Source organism: Streptomyces sp. NPDC031111, assembly GCF_055570675.1.
In genome coordinates, this window is record NZ_JBVIGS010000030.1 from 13,230 (window position 1) to 33,134 (window position 19,905).

General features: G+C 70.9%; 14 protein-coding genes. 10 read left to right on the plus strand and 4 right to left on the minus strand.

What is annotated here, in order from left to right; all coding sequences use genetic code 11:
• The first annotated feature begins 55 nt into the window (after positions 1-55).
• From ACZ470_RS37230 to ACZ470_RS37260, 7 genes are all read left to right on the plus strand, one after another.
• Positions 56-1,684: a stealth family protein gene (locus tag ACZ470_RS37230; RefSeq protein ID WP_468434389.1), complete on the plus strand. Its 1,629-nt coding sequence runs from the start codon at positions 56-58 to the stop codon at positions 1,682-1,684.
• Positions 1,685-1,699: 15 nt separating this feature from the next.
• Positions 1,700-3,322 (plus strand): sugar phosphotransferase, encoded by a 1,623-nt coding sequence (locus ACZ470_RS37235; RefSeq protein WP_468434390.1) that lies wholly within the window; start codon positions 1,700-1,702, stop codon positions 3,320-3,322.
• Complete coding sequence (locus ACZ470_RS37240) at positions 3,319-5,079, plus strand: stealth family protein (RefSeq protein WP_468434391.1); 1,761 nt, start codon at positions 3,319-3,321, stop codon at positions 5,077-5,079. Before ACZ470_RS37235 ends, ACZ470_RS37240 begins: the two co-directional genes overlap by 4 nt.
• Positions 5,076-7,172 (plus strand): glycosyltransferase family 4 protein, encoded by a 2,097-nt coding sequence (locus ACZ470_RS37245; RefSeq protein WP_468434392.1) that lies wholly within the window; start codon positions 5,076-5,078, stop codon positions 7,170-7,172. The genes ACZ470_RS37240 and ACZ470_RS37245 overlap by 4 nt, the downstream gene beginning before the upstream one ends.
• Before the next feature lie 13 nt (positions 7,173-7,185).
• The gene (locus tag ACZ470_RS37250) at positions 7,186-8,580 is read left to right on the plus strand and encodes a GDSL-type esterase/lipase family protein (protein ID WP_468434393.1); all 1,395 of its coding nucleotides are present in this window, start codon (positions 7,186-7,188) and stop codon (positions 8,578-8,580) included.
• A gap of 114 nt (positions 8,581-8,694) precedes the next feature.
• Positions 8,695-9,384, plus strand: a complete 690-nt coding sequence (locus tag ACZ470_RS37255) for a hyaluronoglucosaminidase (protein WP_468434394.1) — start codon at positions 8,695-8,697, stop codon at positions 9,382-9,384.
• Between the two features lie 12 nt (positions 9,385-9,396).
• Positions 9,397-9,543 carry a hypothetical protein gene (locus ACZ470_RS37260; protein WP_468434395.1) on the plus strand — a complete coding sequence of 49 codons (147 nt, stop codon included), beginning with the start codon at positions 9,397-9,399 and terminating at the stop codon, positions 9,541-9,543.
• A 51-nt stretch (positions 9,544-9,594) separates the two neighbouring features.
• On the opposite strand, the gene ACZ470_RS37265 is transcribed toward ACZ470_RS37260, so the two are convergent.
• The 4 genes from ACZ470_RS37265 to ACZ470_RS37280 all read right to left on the minus strand — a co-directional run bounded on the left by ACZ470_RS37265 (position 9,595) and on the right by ACZ470_RS37280 (position 16,652).
• Positions 9,595-11,724 carry a 3-hydroxyacyl-CoA dehydrogenase NAD-binding domain-containing protein gene (locus ACZ470_RS37265; RefSeq protein ID WP_468434396.1) on the minus strand — a complete coding sequence of 710 codons (2,130 nt, stop codon included), beginning with the start codon at positions 11,722-11,724 and terminating at the stop codon, positions 9,595-9,597.
• Positions 11,721-12,938, minus strand: a complete 1,218-nt coding sequence (locus ACZ470_RS37270; protein ID WP_468434397.1) for a thiolase family protein — start codon at positions 12,936-12,938, stop codon at positions 11,721-11,723. The genes ACZ470_RS37265 and ACZ470_RS37270 overlap by 4 nt, the downstream gene beginning before the upstream one ends.
• 298 nt (positions 12,939-13,236) lie before the next feature.
• Positions 13,237-14,271, minus strand: coding sequence for a LacI family DNA-binding transcriptional regulator (locus ACZ470_RS37275; protein ID WP_468434398.1), 1,035 nt, complete (start codon positions 14,269-14,271; stop codon positions 13,237-13,239).
• Complete coding sequence (locus ACZ470_RS37280) at positions 14,268-16,652, minus strand: glycoside hydrolase family 2 protein (RefSeq protein ID WP_468434399.1); 2,385 nt, start codon at positions 16,650-16,652, stop codon at positions 14,268-14,270. The genes ACZ470_RS37275 and ACZ470_RS37280 overlap by 4 nt, the downstream gene beginning before the upstream one ends.
• A gap of 148 nt (positions 16,653-16,800) precedes the next feature.
• Between ACZ470_RS37280 and ACZ470_RS37285 the strand changes: the two genes are divergently transcribed.
• From ACZ470_RS37285 to ACZ470_RS37295, 3 genes are read left to right on the plus strand one after another with little or no spacing between them, the layout of a single operon-like run.
• The gene (locus ACZ470_RS37285; protein WP_468434400.1) at positions 16,801-18,123 is read left to right on the plus strand and encodes an ABC transporter substrate-binding protein; all 1,323 of its coding nucleotides are present in this window, start codon (positions 16,801-16,803) and stop codon (positions 18,121-18,123) included.
• Positions 18,123-19,076, plus strand: coding sequence for a carbohydrate ABC transporter permease (locus ACZ470_RS37290; RefSeq protein ID WP_468434401.1), 954 nt, complete (start codon positions 18,123-18,125; stop codon positions 19,074-19,076). Before ACZ470_RS37285 ends, ACZ470_RS37290 begins: the two co-directional genes overlap by 1 nt.
• Positions 19,073-19,903, plus strand: a complete 831-nt coding sequence (locus ACZ470_RS37295) for a carbohydrate ABC transporter permease (RefSeq protein WP_468434402.1) — start codon at positions 19,073-19,075, stop codon at positions 19,901-19,903. The genes ACZ470_RS37290 and ACZ470_RS37295 overlap by 4 nt, the downstream gene beginning before the upstream one ends.
• The last annotated feature ends 2 nt before the right edge of the window (positions 19,904-19,905 follow it).

Genomic DNA, 19,905 nt, shown 5'->3' on the forward strand with positions numbered 1-19,905 from the left:
GGAGAGGGTGGGTGACCGTGCCGCTGCGTGCGTTCGTCCCGTTGGGGGCAGTGGCGTGACGACCGTATCCGACGTTCCCGCCCAGCGAACGACCTGGCAGGACGGTTCGCGCCGGAGCGGCGGGGCCGGGCCGACGCCTGCCGCCGCGACCGCGCCCACGACGTTCACGGCCGAACACGGCGACGTCTACGTCGAGCCGGGGCTGACGCCGCTCGCGGCCCGCGAGGCCAACCGCTCGGCGCTCTCGGCCCTGCTCGACGCGGTCGGCGTCGCCCACTTCGCCGTCCGCGGCACGGTCGACCACGGCACGGTCCTCGGCGTCGCCGAGGAGGACCGGGAACGCGTGCTCCAGGCGGTGTTCCGCGGACTGGGCCAGTTCCCGGGACATCTGTCCGTCGTGGACCCGGACGCGCCCCGGCCCGCCAAGCCGGTCTCCTCGCGCGACCCCCGGGCCTGGCGGGAGGTCGCCACCGCGCGGGTGCTCCAGATCAGCTGGTACCGCACCGACCCGGGCCGGCACCTGCTGCTCAAGCACGAGTACGGCTGCGCCATCGAGTTCTGGCAGCGGCACGGCACCCACCTCGTCGCCCCCCGGGCCAACCGGGCGACCTGGGCCGTGGCGGCCGACGGCGGGAACGTCATGGGCGCCGCCCGGCTGTTCAGCCGGTTCGTCTCGGACTGGACCCCGGGGCACCTGGCACCCGCGCTGCCCACCCGGCCCGAGTTCCTGGTGAACTGCGCGGACGACATCGCCTTCGCCGTGGACGCCGTCTACACCTGGGTGGACGGCAACGACCCCGTCTGGGCACAGCGCAAGGCCCGGGCGAAGGGTGAGGTCTACCACGCGGAGTCGGCGAGCGACGCCCGGTTCATCAGCCGGGACGAGCTGCGCTACTCGGTGCGGTCCATCCATCTGTTCGCGCCGTGGATACGGAACATCTACGTCGTCACCGACGACCAGGTGCCGGCCTGGCTGCGGGAGGACGTGCCCGGGATCCGGATCGCCACCCACCGGGAGATCTTCCGCAACCCGGAGGACCTGCCGACCTTCAACTCGCACTCGATCGAGAGCCAGCTCCACCACATCGAGGGGCTCGCCGAGCACTTCCTGTACTTCAACGACGACATGTTCATGGGCCGCCCCGTGGCCCCGCACGCCTTCTTCACCCCCAACGGAACGGCTCGCTACTTCCCCTCCCGCAACCGCATCCCGCAGGGGCCCGTCGCCGAGACCGACACCCCGGTGGACGCCGCGTGCAAGAACAACCGGGCGCTCCTGCACAAACGATTCGGCAAGGTCATCACCCAGCCGATGGAGCACATCCCCTACGCCCTGCGCCGCTCGGCGATGGAGGAGGCCGAACTCGAGTTCCCCGAGGCCTGGGCCCGCACGTCGGCCAGCAGGTTCCGGGCCATGACCGACCTGTCGCCGACCTCCTCGTTCGCCCTGTACTACGCGGCGCTGACCGGGCGGGCCCAGCCGGGATCCATGCCCTTCACCTACCTCCAGCTGGCCGTGCCGGACCTGGCGGACCGACTGCAACGGCTGCTCGACGGCCGGGACCAGGACACCTTCTGTCTCAACGACGCCTTCTCGACCCCCGAGGACATCGAGGCGCAGCAGGAACTGCTGGACGACTTCTTCACCTCCTACTTCCCCACCCCCAGTCCCTTCGAGCGATGAGACGGAGTTCATGACGTGCCCAATCCGACGTCGATGAGCTCCGCGGCCCACGTCTACAAGAGGTTTGTCCCCCAGCCGGTGCGCTCGGCCGCCGCGACCACGCTCCCCGCGGGCGTGCGGCGCAAGGTCAAGGGCGGCCTCGCGCGCACCCTGAGCCGCCGCGAGGCCCGACTGCACCGCAGGGCCCTGCGCCGTGTCCGCCGAGCGGGGCTCGGCGGGTCCGAGCGCCGTACGCAGGCGCCCGACGGCAGAGTCGCCCACGTCCACACCGGACTCACCGTCGACCTCGCCCGCCGGCTCGACCACGACCTGGTCACCCAGGCGCTCGACGCGGCCGAGGTCCCGTGGTTCGCCGTGCCCGCCCTGGACGACCGCCGGCTCTGCATCGCCGTGGAACAGCGGGACAAGGGCACGGTGCGCCGGGTGCTGCGCGCGTTGCTGGAGGAACACACCGGCTACGTCGTCTCCGTCTCCCCGGCCGCGGGCGACACCGCCGAGACCCCGGGCAGCCACATCAAGGCGTGGAAGCACTACGGCAAGGCCAGGGTCATCCGCCTGACCTGGCTGCGCACCGATCCCACGGAGCAGCTGTGGCTCGGCGAGGACCAGGGCATCGAGATCGAGTTCTGGACCACCAACACCGACCTGCCCCACGAACGGCTCATCGGCCCCCGCCCCAACCGGGTCCAGCGCGCCGTGCCCGCCGACGCGCCGGGCATCGAGATCGGCCTGGACCGGCTGTCCGGCTACTGCGACATCGACGGCGACCTGGAGCCGACGATCTCGCTGGAGGACTTCGACGTCGTCCGGCTGGAGGAGATCACCTTCCCCGTGGACGCGGTGCTCCTGTGGCAGCACCCCACGCCGTGGGGCGAGGAGCTGCTGCGCGCCGCCCTGCGCTCCCTGCACCAGTACGCGCCGTGGACCGACGTCGTGCACGTCGTCGCCGAGGCCGAGCCGCCGGCCTGGCTGAAGGCGGACGAACGGCTCAGCGTCGTCCGCGCCCGGCCCCGCGCGGAGTGGCAGCTCGACCAGCTCCCCGACGTGGCCGAACACTTCCTCCTGCTGCGCCCCGGCGCACTGATCGGCCGGCCGGTACGCCCGTTCGACTACTTCACACCCAACGGCGGCACCCGCCCCCGGCGCGGCGTCTGGAACGCGTCGGAGTCCTTCGCCGAGTGGGTCCGTGCCTCCTACACCGTCACCGGCCGGCTCACCGGACACGGCTACGCCGCGGGCCCCCAGCCCTACCGGGCCGACACCCTCACCCGGCTCAGGGAAGCGGGGGCCCATCCCCTGCCCCTGGGCGACGGACAGACCCTGCCCGCCGTACCCGGAACCCACCCCATGGACGGCCTGGTCCACCACTTCGGCTACGTCGCCGGCCACGCCGACCCGTCGGGTGAGGCGTCGATGGCGCTGCACGCGGCACTGCCCGGCATCGGCACCCGCCTCGAGCGGCTGCTCGTCCGCCGTGACCTCCAGCAGCTCCAGTTCTTCGGCGTGGGCACCGAGGAGGCGCACACCGGCGGCGGAACCAGGGCCGTCGTCCGCTTCCTGCACCAGTACTTCCCCGTCCCCAGCGTCTTCGAGCACGACAGCCCGGGGACCTCCACAGATCCGGACACCCACTCGTGAGCACAGGCAACCCCGAGGCATCCGCCGCGGTCGGGGCCTACCGCAGCCTGGTCCCCGCCGGCCTCAGACGCCGTATCGCACACCGCGTCCCCCCACGGCTCCGCATGGTGCTCAAGCACCTGCTCCGCCGGCTGCACGTGCTCTCCCTCGCGTCCCGGCTGTTCCGCGGCGTCCGGGCCCGCCGCCGCTGGCCGCACCTGTTCGGCGAGGGCGAGCGGCTCGCCGCGCTGGCCGGACCCGGAGACCGGATCGCCCTCGTCCGGCCCACCGTCTCCCCGCTGGGACTGCGCGAGGCCAACCTCGAACTCGTCGTGACCGCGCTGGAGGAGGCGGGCATCGACTACTTCGCGATCCGCGGCACCTCCGACTTCCGTTCCTGCCTCGCCGTGTCCGACGCCGACCGCGAGCGGGTCGGCAGGGCGCTGGAGCTCTGCGCCCGGCACAGCCCCGTCTATCTGCGGGCCTGCCGCGGGGAGACCCCCCAGGGCAGGGGGTTGCTGGCGGGCTCCCGGGCCGGCCGGCAACTGGCCCGGCACGCGGCCGTGCTCCAGATCGGCATGGTGTGGAGCGACCCCACCGGCACCCTCGTACTCGGCCTGGAGCACAGCTGCGACATCGAGTTCTGGCGCCCCGACGCCGGACGCCTCGTGGCCCCGCGCCCCAACCGCGTCACCGAGGACGTGTCGCTGCGCGAGGCCCGTGTCACCGTGCCGGTCAGCCGGCTCACCGGGTTCGCCGCGCTGCACACCCGGCGCACCCGCTCGGTGCGCACCGTCCAGGCGTGCGCCGACGCCCTGACCGAGGACGTCCGCTTCCCCATCGACGTCGTCTACACCTGGGTCGACGGCAACGATCCCGCGTGGCAGCAGCGCCGCAGCGCCTACGGGGGCGGCTACCACACCGAGTCGGCGAACGCGGCCCGGTACATCAGCCGCGACGAACTGCGCTACTCCCTGCGCGCCCTGGAACAGAACGCCCCCTGGGTACGCCATGTCTACGTGGTGACCGACCGGCAGCGTCCGTCCTGGCTCAACGACAGCCACCCCCGCCTGACCGTCGTCGACCACTCGGAGATCTTCGCCGACCAGTCCGCGCTGCCCACCTTCAACTCGCACGCCATCGAGAGCCGCCTGCACCACATCAAGGGCCTGGCGGAGCACTTCCTCTACCTCAACGACGACATGTTCCTGGGCCGCCCCGTCCTGCCCCAGGACTTCTTCCTCTCCAACGGGATGACCCGGACCTTCTTCTCGCCGTCCCAGGTGCCCCGCTGGGCCCCCAGCCCCGTGGACCGGCCGGTCGACGCGGCCGGCAAGAACAACCGGCGGCTGCTCCTGGAGAACTTCGGCACGGTCATCGTCCAGAAGCTCCGGCACGCGCCGTACGCCCTGCGCCGCAGCGTGCTGGAGGAGATCGAACGCGAGTACGGGGAAGCGCACTGGCAGACCTCGCACAGCCGGTTCCGCAGCCCCACCGACATCTCCATCCCGTCGTCGCTCTACCACTACTACGCGTACTTCACGGGCCGGGCCGTGCCGTCCGACATCAAGTTCGCCTACCTCGACCTCGCCAGGCCCGAGATCCAGCGCCGGCTCGGCATCCTGCTGGCCCGTCGTGACCGGCAGGCGTTCTGCATCAACGACACCCTCTCCGACGGCAACGACACCGATCGCCAGACGGCGATGCTCGGCGCGTTCCTCGACGCCTACTACCCGGTGCCCAGTCCCTTCGAGCGGAAGGAGCGCGAGGTCCGGTGAAGATCTCCTTCCTGATCAACAACATCTACGGCATCGGCGGCACCAACAGAACCGTCATCAACCTCGCCGAGGCCCTCTCCGTCCACCACGACGTGGAGATCGTCTCCGTCTTCCGGCGCGCGAACACCACCAAGTTCGAGATCTCCCCGCGCATCGCGGTCCGGGCCCTCGTCGACCTGCGTCCCGGGTCCTCCGACCGCGGCGCCGCGGGCAGCGCGGAACCGAGCGAGGTGGTCCCCCGCCAGGAGGAGTTCTACGCCCAGTACAGCCGGTTCACCGACGAGCGCATCATCCGCGACCTCAGGAAGACCGACGCCGACGTGGTCGTCGGCACCCGGCCCAGCCTCAACCTCTTCGTCGCCGCCCACACCAGGGAAGGCGCCCTGCGGGTCGCACAGGAGCACATGACGCACCTCGCCATCCCGCCGGCCGTGCGCGCCGAGATGGCCAGGGTCTACCCGCGGCTCGACGCGATCACGACGGTCACCGAGGCCGACGCGCGCTCCTTCATGGAGAACACCCCGATCCCCGGTCTCTCCGTGGTCGGCATCCCCAACAGCGTGCCGCAGCCCGCCGTGGAGCCCTCCGACTGCACCCGCAAGATCGTCGTCAGCGCGGGCCGCATGCACCACATCAAGCGCTACGACCTGCTGATCCGGGCCTTCGCCGGCCTCGCCGAGGAGTTCCCCGACTGGCAGTTGCGCATCTACGGCGACGGTGGCGAGGCGGCCAAGCTGCGGGCCCTGGTCACCGAACTCGGTCTGAACGGCCGGGCGTTGCTCATGGGCGGCTTCTCGCCGATCGAGTCCGAGTGGGCCAAGGGATCCATAGCGGCCGTCACCTCCAGCGCCGAGTCCTTCGGCATGACCCTGGTCGAGGCGATGCGCTGCGGGCTCCCCGTGGTCTCCACCGACTGCCCCGTGGGCCCCCGGGAAATCCTCCGCGACGGGGAGGACGGGTTCCTGGTGCCCAACGGCGAGGTGGAGGGGATCGCCTGGGGGCTGCGCCGCCTCATGGCCGACGAGCCGCTGCGCCGCGCCATGGGCGAGGCCGCGCTGCGCAACGCGGCCCGCTACGACCCGGCCGCCGTGGCGGACCGCTATGTGAAGCTGTTCGAGGACGCCGCCCGTCGCCGGGCCGCCGCCGTCCGTGGCTACCGCGCCCCCGCCGGACCGCGCAAGGCGGCCACCGCCCAGGCCACCGTCCCGCCGACCGCCCTCGGCACGGCGACGGTGGACGTCACCACCGACGGCGCGGGCTGGCTGCACTTCAGCACCGACGGCCCGGGGGAGGGCCGCCACCGCTGGCAGTACGTACTGCGCCACAAGCCCTCCGACGGCAACCGGCGCCCCGACCTGCCGCTGCGTACCTCCCGCAGCCACCTGGACAACGGCGGCACCCGCTACACCGCCGCGCTCAGCCCCGCGTCCCTGGACGAACTCGGCGACGGGCGCTGGCAGGTGACGATGGCGTCGGCCAAGTCGGCGCACATCCACATGAAGGCCGGCCTCCGCGACACCCGGGCGCTCATCGACGCGCGCGCACGCCTCGTCGGCCGCCCGCCGACCGGACCGACCGGCTGGAACCTGCCCTACGCCCAGCCCAACGGCCGGCTGATGCTGCGCACGGTGCTGCGCCAGGAGCACGCCGAGTGCACCGGCGTCGAGATCGGCGACGGGACCATCACCCTGCGGGGCGTGCTGTGCGGGGGCCGGCGCATCGAGCCGGGGGCGCTCTTCGTCGTCAGCCGCCGCGGCCGGCACGGCAAGAACTTCACGGTGCCCGTGCAGGTGCTGGGCCGCCAGGCGTTCCGGGCCGAGGTGCCGGTGCGCCGGGTCGTCGACCACCGGCTGGAGCGCTGGGAGGACTGGGACTGGTGGCTCCAGCCGGACCCGCGCGACCGGTACAAGCTGCGCGTCTGCCACCTGCTGGAGGACTTCCCCGACGTCAAGGGCGCCTACGCCTATCCCTCCGTGCCGCTCGTCGGGGACGAGGCATCGGAGTACGCCGTGGTCCACCCGGTCCGTCCGGTGTGGGTCCGGCCCTACTGCTCCGCTTCGGGAGCCATGGCCATGAACGTGGTCGACCGCTAGGAATGGGAAATCAGTGAACCGAACCATCTTCGTCCTCGGGGACTCCGTACCCGCCCCGCGGACGGACGAAGAGGCCCCGATGGCGGGCTGGGGACAGAAGATCGAGGACCTCCTGGTGGGGCCGGTCGCCGTGGCCAACTACGCCCGCAGCGCCATGACCACCCGGAAGTACTTCACGGAACGCTTCCCGGCGATGCTCAACCGGATGAAGCGCGGCGACATCGTGCTCATCGGCTTCGGCGGCGTCGACCACATGATCCACAACGGTATGCGCTACGTGCCCGTGCCCGAGTACCAGGAACTGCTCCGGCTGTTCGTGCGGTACATCCACGGGGAGGGGGGCGTACCGGTGCTGGTGACCCCCTGCGCGCGCTACGCCTTCTCACCCGCGGGCGAGGTGCTGAACACCCGGGGCGAGTACCCGCGCGCCATGCTGGAGGTCGCCGCCGAACTGGGCGCCCCGGTGATCGACCTGACCGGCCGCACGATGGAGCTGTGGGCCCAGATCGGCCCCACCCGGCTGCGCCAGTACTTCTCCTGGGTCGACGCGGGGGAGCACCACCTCCACCCGGACGGTCAGATCGACTCGTCCCACCTGAACCACGCCGGCGCCTTCGAGGTGGCCCGCGTCGTCGTGTCGGGACTGTGCAACCTCGGCGTCCTCGACAAGACGGACGTGGACGTCACCACGCTCATGACGCCACCGACCCTGCCGCCCGTCTCCACCGAGTTCACCATCCAGTCGCCCGAGGCGGCACTGCACTACGCGCAGCCGGTCGGCGAGCCGCCCTCGGTGTCCAAGCCGGGGACCGGCGCCCTCGCCGGCCCCATGACGAAGTTCTCCGGCACCGCGGCGCCCGGCACGAACTACATCCTCTTCTTCGAGCAGGGCCAGTACATCGGCGGCACCCAGGTCGGCGGCGCCGGCCAGTGGAGCTGGCGCCGCTCCGTCAACTGGACGGAGGGCGAGCACGTCGTCCAGTGCGTCGGACTGCGCGGCGACGGCTGCTCACCGGTGCTGGAGCGCCGGTTCACCGTACGGACGGAGGTGCTGCCGCCCGTGATCTCGATCCCCTCGGAGGGAGCCTTCTGCGGACCGCGGCCCCGCTTCTCCGGAAAGGTCCAGCCCGGCACCACCAAGGTCGTACTGATGGAACGCGGCCTGCTCATCGGGGCCACCGGTGTCGACGAGAAGGGCGAATGGGGGTTCAGACACGGTCACCCCTGGCGCCCCGGCACCTACACGGTGCAGGCGATCGCCCTGTTCGGCGCGGCGGAGTCGGCGCCGGCGAGCACGACGTTCACGGTCGTCGGTGTTCCGGAGAACAGCCCCATCCGCTCGTTCGGCACCTCGCGCCACACGTGCGGCGACGTGTGCGAGCACCGGCCCTTCACCGGGGACTGGTAGGCGCCGGGCACCGCGGGGAACGCCCGTCGTCCGCGCAGGGGTGACCCGACTCGGGATGTGGGAGATCATCACCAGGGAAGATCTTCACATGACAACCACGATCGGGGAGAACGCATGACTGTGGGACGAAGAGTGTTCCTCGGTGCCTTCACCGCGGGTGCCGTCACCGTCGCCGCCGGCTCGGAGGCGGCCGCGGCCGACGGCGAGTACACCCTGTACACCTCACCGGCCCAGTTCTACGGCTCGTCGACGACGGCGCACACGGTCACCATCAACCACAAGGCCCCGTCCGGGGACACCGCCGCGCTGAACGTCACCTCGGACAACCCGGCCACCTCGGCCATGTATCTGACCGGTGTGGAGACCTCGCGCGGGACGCTGAAGATATCCCACAAGGGGTACGCCGACGGTTCGGACCCCGGGGCCTCCGGACTCTCGATCGATCTCAGGACCTCGGGGACCGCCGCGCAGGGCATCTTCGTCACCGCGACCGACGGCCCGACCACCGGCGCCCTGATCGTCCTGCGGAACAACCCGGGCGTGGACGACTTCGTGGTCAAGGGCACCGGCCGGACGGGTGTCGGCATCGGCCGGGGTGACACGCCCCAGTCCCAGCTGCACGTGGTCGCGGCGGCCGGCGCCCCGTCCGCGATCCTCGCCGAGGGCGCGGTGCGGCTCGCGGACGTCGACGCGGCACCGACCAACGCGCCCGCCTCCGCCGGCGGCGGCTCCCTCTTCGCCCAGGACGGCAAGCTGTTCTGGAAGGGCGGCGCGGGGCACGTCACCGAGCTCGCGCCGGCGTAGGGGAGGACGAGCGTGCAACTGACCCCCGAAGAACTGATCTCCGAGTTCCACGATGCCGTCATGGAGCTGTACTTCGCCCGTAAGCGCATCGCCGCCCTGGAGGCCGAGAACGCCGAGCTGAGGGCGCGGCTCGACGCGGCCGACCAGCGGGACGTATGACGAGGAGGGCCTCCGCGCACCGCGGAGGCCCTCCTCTGTCCCGTACGACCGTTACGCCGGAACCGACGCCACGCCCGGCTCCAGGAACCGCTTCCCGTTCACCCGCTCGGAGACGCCCTCACGGTCCAGGTACGGCGTGATGCCGCCCAGGTGGAAGGGCCAGCCGGCGCCGGTGATCAGGCACAGGTCGATGTCCTGGGCCTCGGCGACGACGCCCTCGTCGAGCATCAGGCCGATCTCCTGGGCGACCGCGTCGAGCACCCGGGCCCGTACCTGCTCCTCCGTCAGGACGGTGTCGCCCTGCTTGAGGAGCGCGGCGACCTCCGGGTCCAGCTCGGGCTTGCCGCTGTCGTAGACGTAGAAGCCGCGCTTGCCCGCCTCGACGACCGCCTTCAGGTTGGGGGAGACCGTGAAGCGCTCCGGGAAGGCCCGGTTGAGGGTTTCCGAGACGTGCAGGCCGATCGCCGGGCCGACCAGCTCCAGCAGGACGAGCGGGGACATCGGCAGGCCGAGCGGCTCCACCGCCTTCTCCGCGACCTCGACGGGGGTGCCCTCGTCGATGACGTTCTGGATCTCGCCCATGAAGCGGGTCAGGATGCGGTTGACGACGAACGCCGGGGCGTCCTTCACCAGCACCGCGGTCTTCTTCAGCTTCTTGGCCACACCGAACGCCGTGGCCAGCGCCGCGTCGTCGGTCTTCTCACCGCGGACGATCTCCAGCAGCGGGAGGATCGCGACCGGGTTGAAGAAGTGGAAGCCGACGACCCGCTCGGGGTGCTTCAGCTTCGACGCCATCTCCGTCACCGAGAGGGAGGAGGTGTTGGTGGCGAGGATCGCGTGCGCCGGGGCGACCGCCTCGACCTCCGCGAACACCTGCTGCTTGACGCCCATCTCCTCGAAGACCGCTTCGATGACGAAGTCGGCGTCCGCGAAGCCCTCGGCCTTGTCCAGGACGCCGGAGACCAGGGCCTTCAGACGGTTGGCCTTGTCCTGGTTGATCCGGCCCTTGCCGAGCAGCTTGTCGATCTCGGCGTGGACGTAGCCCACACCCTTGTCGATGCGCTCCTGGTCGATGTCGGTCAGCACGACCGGCACCTCCAGGCGGCGCAGGAACAGCAGCGCGAGCTGGGAGGCCATCAGACCGGCGCCGACGACACCGACCTTGGTGACCGGACGGGCCAGGTTCTTGTCCGGGGCCCCGGCCGGGCGCTTGCCGCGCTTCTGCACCAGGTTGAACGCGTAGATGCCGGAGCGCAGTTCGCCGCCCATGATGAGGTCGGCGAGCGCCTTGTCCTCGGCGTCGTAGCCCTGCTGGAGGTCGCCGTTCTTCGCGGCGGCGATGATGTCCAGGGCACGGTAGGCGGCCGGGGCGGCGCCGTGCACCTTGCCGTCCGCGATGAAGCGGCCCTTGGCGACGGCCTGGTCCCAGGCCTCGCCGCGGTCGATCACCGGGCGCTCGATCTCGATCTCGCCCTTGAGGACGGACGCGGTCCAGATCAGCGACTGCTCCAGGAAGTCCGCGCCCTCGAAGATCGCGTCCGCGATGCCGAGTTCGTGGACCTGCTTGCCCTTGAGCTGCTTGTTCTGGTTGAGGCTGTTCTCGATGATCACCGAGACGGCCTTGTCGGCGCCGATCAGGTTCGGCAGGAGGGTGCAGCCGCCCCAGCCGGGGACCAGGCCGAGGAAGACCTCGGGGAGGGAGAACGCGGGGATGGCCGCGGACACCGTGCGGTAGGTGCAGTGCAGACCGACCTCGACGCCACCGCCCATGGCGGCGCCGTTGTAGTACGCGAACGTCGGCACGGCGAGCTTCGCGAGGCGCTTGAAGACGTCGTGGCCGCCCTTGCCGATGGCCAGCGCGTCCTCGTGCCGCTTCAGCAGCTCGACGCCCTTGAGGTCGGCGCCGACCGCGAAGATGAACGGCTTGCCGGTGACGCCGACGCCGACGATCTCGCCGTCCGCGGCCTCCTTCTCGACCTGGTCGATCGCGGCGTTGAGGTTCGCCAGCGACTGGGGGCCGAAGGTGGTCGGCTTGGTGTGGTCCAGGCCGTTGTCCAGGGTGATGAGCGCGAAGCGCCCGGCACCGAGGGGGAGTTCGAAGTGGCGTACGTGGGCCGTGGTGACGACCTCGTCCGGGAACAGCTCGGCCGCGCCCTTCAACAGTTCTGCGGTGGTGCTCACTTGTCCCCCTCGAAGTGCGGGTTCTCCCAGATGACCGTCGCGCCCATGCCGAAGCCGACGCACATGGTGGTCAGGCCGTAACGGACCTGCGGCTGCTCCTCGAACTGGCGGGCCAGCTGCGTCATCAGACGGACGCCGGAGGAGGCGAGCGGGTGGCCGAAGGCGATGGCGCCGCCGTACTGGTTGACGCGGGCGTCGTCGTCGGCGATGCCGTAGTGCTCCAGGAAGGCGAGGACCTGGACGGCGAAGGCCTCGTTGATCTCGAACAGTCCGATGTCGGAGATGGACAGCCCCGCCTGGGCGAGGGCCTTCTCCGTCGCCGGGATCGGGCCGTAGCCCATGACCTCGGGCTCCACGCCCGCGAAGGCGTAGGAGACGAGGCGCATCTTCACCGGGAGGTTGTTCTCGCGGGCGAAGTCCTCGGAGGCGATGAGGGAGGCGGTGGCGCCGTCGTTCAGACCGGCCGCGTTGCCGGCGGTGACCCGGCCGTGGACGCGGAACGGCGTCTTGAGGTTCGCCAGGTTCTCCAGGGTGGTGCCCGGACGCATCGGCTCGTCGGCGGTGACCAGGCCCCAGCCGGTCTCGCCGGCCTCTTCGTTGGTGCGGCGCACCGAGATCGGCACCAGGTCGGCCTGGATCTTGCCGTTGGCGTACGCCTTGGCGGCCTTCTCCTGCGAGCGCACCGCGTACTCGTCCGCGCGCTGCTTGGTGATGCTCGGGTAGCGGTCGTGCAGGTTCTCCGCGGTCATACCCATGAACAGGGCGGACTCGTCGACCAGCTTCTCGGAGACGAAGCGGGGGTTGGGGTCGACGCCCTCGCCCATCGGGTGGCGGCCCATGTGCTCGACACCGCCCGCGATGGCGACGTCGTACGCGCCGAAGGCGACGGAGCCGGCCACCGTGGTGACGGCGGTGAGCGCGCCGGCGCACATGCGGTCGATGGAGTAGCCCGGGACCGAGGTGGGCAGGCCCGCGAGGATGCCGGCCGTGCGGCCGATGGTCAGGCCCTGGTCACCGATCTGCGTGGTCGCGGCGACGGCGACCTCGTCGATCTTCTTCGGGTCGAGACCGGGGTTGCGGCGCAGCAGCTCCCGGATCGCCTTCACGACGAGGTCGTCGGCTCGGGTCTCGTGGTAGATGCCCTTCGGGCCCGCCTTGCCGAACGGGGTGCGGACGCCGTCGACGAAGACGACGTCCCTGACGGTACGAGGCACGATGGCTCTCCTCCAGGTACGGGATGCTGAGCGCTTGCTTAAGAGCCATGCTACTTACGAGTAACGTGACTGCCCAGTCCCGGTCCCCGGAGCGGCGAACATCACACGTTCGCCTCGCCCCCGCCGCCCCTTCCCGTCCCGAACCCGGGGGCGCTGCCCCCGGACCCCCGCTCCTCAAACGCCGGAGGGGCTGACACACCAGCCCGTCCGGCGTTTGAGGACGAGGCCCGAAGGGCCGAAAGGGGGGTCTGGGGGCGCAGCCCCCAGGGACGGGACGGGAAGGGGCGGCGGGGGCGGATCACGGTGGGGCCGTGGAGCCCCGGGGGGTCAGGACCGGCGTCGGTACGGGATGCGACCCCTCGCCCTCCCCGGTGATCACGCCGAACAGCGTTCGGGCGACCTCCGCCCCGAACCCGTGCACGTCATGGCTCATCGCGGACAGCGTCGGATGCGTCAGCCGGCACAACTGCGAGTCGTCCCACGCCAGCAGCGACACGTCGTCCGGCACCCGCAGCCCCATCTCCGCCGCCACCGACAACCCCGCCACCGCCATGATGTCGTTGTCGTACACGATCGCCGTCGGCCGTTCGCCCGGCGCGGCGGCCAGCAGCGAGCGGGTCGCCCGCGCCCCCGCGTCCCCCGAGAAGTCCGTCGCCACCTGCCACGCCCGCGCGGGCGGCTCCAGCGCGCGGACCGCCTCGTCGAACGCGGTCGTCCGGATCGAGGTGTGCCCGAGCGCCGCCGCACCGCCCACCCGGGCGATCCGCCGGTGCCCGAGCGCCGCCAGATACCGCACCGCCTCCGTCACGGCCGTGGCGTCGTCCGTCCACACGGAGGTCAGCCCGCCCGTCAGCGACGGATGCCCGACCGCGACGACCGGCAGCCCGAGCCGCTCGACCACCGCCGGACGGGGGTCGTCGGCGCGGAAGTCCACCAGGATCGACCCGCCGATCTGCCGCCCCCTCCACCACGACTCCAGCAGCCCGACCTCCTCGTCCGGGCTGCGCACCAGCCGCAGCAGCAGTGAGCAGGACCGCTCGACCAGCACGCTCTCCACGCCGGAGATGAACTCCATGTAAAAGGGTTCCAGGCCGAGCAGCCGGGCGGGCCGGCACACCGCGAGGCCCACCACGTCCACCCGCGAGCCGGCCAGTGTGCGCGCGGTCGAACTGGGCGACCACCCCAGCTCCCGCGCCGCCCGGAAGATCCGGTCCCGGGTGGCCTCCGACAGACCGGGTTTCCGGTTGAAGGCGAGGGACACGGCCCCCTTGGACACACCGGCGCGCGCGGCGACGTCCTTGATGGTGACGCGGGGGGTCGGCGTTGCCGTCATCGAGTGGGCTCCACGCAGTACAGGGCGGAACGGGCGGTCTCCGGGTCCGGAGTCTTCCAGCCCCGCACCCCGATGGTCACCTCTTCCCCGGGGAGCAGCGTCACCAGCCCCCGGTCGGCGGTCGCGTCCGGATCCAGCCGGTCGGCCTGGAGCAGCAGGTCCCGTACGAGGGTGCGGGCCGTGACCGTGATCCCGCCGGGAGCGAGGGCGACCTCGAACTCCGGCCGCGGGTACGGGACCTCCTGGTCCGGCACCGGGAAGTGCAGCGCCCTCACCCCGTCCGCGTCGGCGACCAGGTACTCCTTCGGGCCGGCCGGAACCAGCTCGGCCGGGACCTCGACCAGGGCGACGGTCCGCGCCTCGGCGGCCAGTACCGGGCCCGCCTCCCCGATCACCGTGCCGTCCACGGACATCCGGCGCAGCCGCAGCGTGCCGTGCCAGCCCTCGGCGGCCTGGTTCACGGCCGCCACCACCGGACCACCGTCCCCGTCCGCCCGCACGGTCAGCAGCCGGTCCGCGTACAGCCGCCGCAGCTCGTGGTACAGCGGCTTCTCCCGTCCGTCCCCGTCGATCGCGGCCCACGACGTCACCGGCCAGCAGTCGTTGAGCTGCCACACCACCGTGCCCGCGCACACCGGCCAGTGCGAGCGCCAGTGCTCGATTCCGGCGGCGATCGCCCGCGCCTGGTTGACCTGCGTCAGATAGTGCCAGCGGTCGAAGTCCCCCTCCGGCACGGCGAAGTGCCGGGCCAGTCCGCGCTCCAGCTTGCCGTTGCCGTCGTCCGCCTTCTGGTGGTGCAGCATGCCGGGGGAGTCCGGCGCGAGTTCCTCCCCGGGCAGCGCCCGCCGCAGCGTGGCGTACGCGGGCGGCGCCTGCCAGCCGAACTCCGCCACGAAGCGCGGGACATCGAGCCGGTAGTCGGCGTAGTCGGTGCGGTTCCAGACCTCCCAGGAGTGGTGGGTGCCGTGCGCCGGATCGTTCGGGTGGTGCAGCCAGGACCCGGACCAGGGACTGCCCGCCGTGTACGGCCGGACGGGGTCCAACTCGGCGACGACACGCGGCAGTACCCCCAGGTAGTAACCCTCGCCCCAGGAGTCCCCGGCGAGCCCCGGCTCCCAGTCCCAGTCCCGGAAGCCCCACAGGTTCTCGTTGTTGCCGTTCCACAGCGCCAGCGAGGGATGCGGCATCAGCCGTACGACGTTCTCCCGGGCCTCCGCCTCCACCTCCCCGCGCAGCGGCTGCTCCTCGGGGTAGGCCGCGCACGCGAACGGGAAGTCCTGCCAGACCAGCAGCCCCAGCTCGTCGCAGGCGTCGTAGAAGTCCTCGCTCTCGTAGATCCCGCCGCCCCAGACGCGGACCAGGTCCACGCCCGCGCCGGCCGCCTGCTCCAGCCGCCGCCGGTAGCGCTCGCGGGTGATCCGGGACGGGAAGACGTCGTCCGGGATCCAGTTGACGCCCCGCGCGAACAGCCGCTCACCGTTGACGACCAGGGTGAACCCGGTGCCGTGCGCGTCGGCCGAGGCGTCCAGCTCCACCGTGCGGAACCCGATCCGGTGCCGCCACGAGTCCAGCGCGTCCTCGCCCTGGAGGAGCGTCAACTCCACGTCGTACAGGGACTGTTCGCCGTAGCCCCGGGGCCACCACAGCCGCGCGTCCGGCACCCGCAGCCGTACGGTCCCGTGCGTCCCGTCGATCTCCGCGCGGGCGCGCACGCCGCCGACGCTCGCCTCCACGGCGAGCGGTGCCTCGACCCGGGAGCGCTCCACGTCGACCGCCAGCTCGACCTGCCCCACGCCGTCCTCGACGGTCACCAGCGGGCGCACCCGGGCGATGCGGGCCGTCGACCAGTGCTCCAGCCGCACCGGCCGCCAGATCCCGGCCGTCACCAGCGTCGGCCCCCAGTCCCAGCCGAACGAGCAGGCCATCTTGCGTATGTACTGGTAGGGCTCGGCGTACGCTCCCGGCCGCTCGCCCACCGTGCCGCGCACCGCCTCGGCCTCGGCGTAGGCGGAGGTGAACCGCACCGTGAGCCGCCCGCTCAGCCCGGTCACGTCGAAACGGTACGAGCGGTGCATGTTCCGTACCCGGCCCAGCGACCGGCCGTCGAGCAGGATCTCGGCGACGGTGTCGAGGCCGTCGAAGACCAGGTCGGTCTGCTCGTACCCGGACGGTCCCGGCGCCAGGTCCCGCTCGTACGTCCAGTCCCGCCGGCCCACCCACGCCACCTCGGTCTCGTTCCGCCCGAGGAAGGGATCGGGGATCAGCCCGGCCGCCAGCAGATCGGTGTGCACACACCCCGGCACCGCGGCGGGGAGCGCGTCCCCCGTGCCGTCCGGGTGTCGCAGGATCCATCCGTCGGTGAGCGGTGTGACCTGACGCATGCACACTCTCCTTAACCGGTTCACTCAGCTCTGGACAACGTTTTGGCATCGTTGGCGCGATTGAGACTTTACCGGTTCAGCGCGGGGCTGCCAGAGTGCCGAACCAGCCAACCCACTCGTGCTCGTCCGCCCCGTGAACGGAGCCGTGATGCACCTGAACCGCCGCACGACACTCACCGGATCGCTCGCCCTCCTCGCCCTCCTGGCCTCCGCCTGCACGGGCACCGGAGGCTCCTCGGAGGGCGCGGACGCCAAGGCCCCCGACGACCCGTCCGAGGTCAAGGGGTCCATCACGGTCCTCACCCACCGGACCGACCTGGTGCAGGACGGGACGATGAAGAAGTACGCCGCCGAGTTCAACAGGACCTACCCCGGGGTGAAGGTCGAGTTCGACGGCCTCACCGACTACGAGGGTGAGGTCAAGATCCGTATGAACACGGAGAACTACGGCGACGTCCTCATGATCCCGGCGGTCATCGAGAAGAAGGACTACCCCAAGTTCTTCGCCTCCCTGGGCACCGAGGCGGAACGCGGCGCCAAGTACCGCTTCACCGACTACTCAACCGTCGACGGCAAGGTCTACGGCCAGAGCCCCGTCGGCGTCGTCCCCGGGTTCATCTACAACAAGAGGGTCTGGAGCGAGGCAGGCGTCACCGACTGGCCCACCACGCCCGCCGAGTTCCTCGACGACCTGAAGGCGATCAGGTCGAGGACCGACGCGGTGCCGTACTACACCAACTTCAAGGACATGTGGCCGCTGACCCAGTGGACCAACGTCAACGGCTCCGTCGGCTGCGACACGAACGCCACCACGCAGCTCGCCGAGGGCGACCCGTGGGCCGAGGGCGCCGACCTGCGCGTGGGCGACACCCTGCTCCACGACATCGTGCGCGGCGGGCTGATCGAGAAGGACCCGACCACCACCAACTGGGAGGCGTCCAAGCCCGGACTGGCCAAGGGCGAGATCGCCACCATGTGGCTCGGCTCCTGGGCCGTCGTCCAGATGCAGGACGCCGCCAAGCAGGCCGGCACCGACCCCGCCGACATCGGCTTCATGCCCTTCCCCGCCCAGAAGGACGGCGTGTTCTGCGCGGTGACCTCCCCGGACTACCAGCAGGCCGTCAACGTCAACTCCGACAACAAGGCCGCCGCCCGCGCCTGGATCGACTGGTTCACCGACAAGTCCGGCTACGCGCAGGCCAACCTCGCCCTCTCCCCGCTGAAGGACGCCCCGCTGCCCGACGTGCTCAAGCCGTACGAGGAGAAGGGCGTGAAGCTGCTCGACCTCGACGACGCCAAGGGCGCCGAGGTGAAGTCCATCGACAACCAGTCCGAGGTCGGCATCTACAAGCCCGACTACCGCCAGGAACTCGTCGACCTGGCCCGCGGCGCGCGCGAGGGCAGCCTGGACGACTACCTCGGCGACCTCGGCAAGCGCTGGGCCGAGGCGCGGAACTCGCTGGGGTCCTGATGACGGACACCACCCGCAAGGCGGCGCGGCCGGCGTCCCCGGCCGCGCCCGCCGGGCCGAAACGGGCCGCACCCGCGCCGCGCGCCGCCCGCACCTGGCGCCACCTCACCCCGTGGCTCTTCCTGATCGCCCCGCTGGCCCTGCTGCTGACCTTCACCTACGCGCCGATCGCCAACATGATCGCGTACAGCTTCACCGACTGGGACGGCGTGAGCCCGGAGCTCACCTACACGGGCACCGAGAACTACACCGAACTCCTCACCCGCTCCGAGCTGTTCGAGGTCTTCTTCGTCAGCGGCTACTACCTCGCCGCATCCGTGGTGCAGATCGTCCTCGCCCTCTACTTCGCCACGATCCTCAGCTTCGACGTCCGCTTCCGGAACTTCTTCAAGGGCGTGCTGTTCTTCCCGTACCTGATCAACGGGGTGGCGATCGGCTTCGTCTTCCTCTACTTCTTCCAGGACGGCGGCACCCTCGACTCCGTACTGGGCCTGCTCGGCGTCGACACCGACCGAGCCTGGCTGGGCACGCCGTTCTCCGCGAACACCTCGCTCGCCGGCGTCTCCGTCTGGCGCCACCTCGGGCTGAACTTCGTCCTGTTCCTCGGCGCGATCCAGTCCATCCCGGGCGAGCTCTACGAGGCGGCCGAGATCGACGGCGCGAGCCGCTGGCACCAGTTCCGGCACATCATCGCGCCCGGCATCAAACCCGTACTGAGCCTGAGCGTGATCCTCTCGGTCTCCGGCTCGCTGTCCGTCTTCGAGATCCCGTACATCATGACCGGCGGCGCCACCGGCACCGAGACGTTCGTGATCCAGACGGTGAAGCTGGCCTTCCAGTTCAACAAGACGGGGCTCGCCTCGGCCGCCGCCGTCGTCCTGCTGCTGATCGTCCTGGCGGTCACCTGGGTGCAGCGGCGCATCGTCCCCGACGACAAGGTGGACCTGGTATGACCCGCCGCACCGTGGCCCGCGCGCTGATGTACCTGTCGCTGGTCCTGGCGACGCTCGTGGTCCTGCTGCCGCTCACCGTGGTCCTGCTGACCTCGCTCAAGACCTCCGGGGAGATGGCGGACGGCAGCGGGGCGCTGGCCCTGCCCGACGACCCGCTGAACCTCGACAACTACGTGACCGCGTTCCGGGACGGCCAGATGCTGTCCGCCTTCGGCAACACGGCGGTCATCCTGGTCGTCGCCGTCGGCGGCACCATCCTCATCGGCTCGATGACGGCGTACGCGATCGACCGCTTCCACTTCCGCTTCAGGAAGCTGGTCGTCGCCCTGTTCCTGCTCGCCGCGCTGGTCCCCGGGGTCACCACCCAGGTGGCGACCTTCCAGATCGTCAACAGCTTCGGCATGTTCGACAGCCTGTGGGCGCCGATCGCGCTCTACATGGGCACGGACATCGTGTCGATCTACATCTTCCTTCAGTTCATCCGCTCCATCCCGGTCTCCCTGGACGAGGCGGCCCGTCTGGACGGCGCCAACGCGTTCACGGTCTACCGCAAGGTGATCTTCCCCCTGCTGAAGCCGGCGATCGCGACCGTGGTGATCGTGAAGGGGATCAACGTCTACAACGACTTCTACATCCCCTTCCTCTACATGCCCTCCGAGGACCTCGGAGTGATCTCGACGTCGCTGTTCCGCTTCAAGGGCCCCTTCGGCGCGCACTGGGAGACGATCTCCGCGGGCGCGGTCCTGGTCATCCTGCCGACCCTGATCGTCTTCCTCTTCCTCCAGCGCTTCATCTACAACGGGTTCATGAGGGGAGCGACGAAGTAGGG

Excerpts from the sequence above, each read along its gene's own strand:
- ACZ470_RS37255 (WP_468434394.1), top strand. The coding sequence starts at position 8,695 with ATGACTGTGGGACGAAGAGTGTTCCTCGGTGCCTTCACCGCGGGTGCC.
- ACZ470_RS37275 (WP_468434398.1), bottom strand. The coding sequence starts at position 14,271 with ATGACGGCAACGCCGACCCCCCGCGTCACCATCAAGGACGTCGCCGCG.
- ACZ470_RS37280 (WP_468434399.1), bottom strand. The coding sequence starts at position 16,652 with ATGCGTCAGGTCACACCGCTCACCGACGGATGGATCCTGCGACACCCG.
- ACZ470_RS37285 (WP_468434400.1), top strand. The coding sequence starts at position 16,801 with ATGCACCTGAACCGCCGCACGACACTCACCGGATCGCTCGCCCTCCTC.
- ACZ470_RS37290 (WP_468434401.1), top strand. The coding sequence starts at position 18,123 with ATGACGGACACCACCCGCAAGGCGGCGCGGCCGGCGTCCCCGGCCGCG.
- ACZ470_RS37295 (WP_468434402.1), top strand. The coding sequence starts at position 19,073 with ATGACCCGCCGCACCGTGGCCCGCGCGCTGATGTACCTGTCGCTGGTC.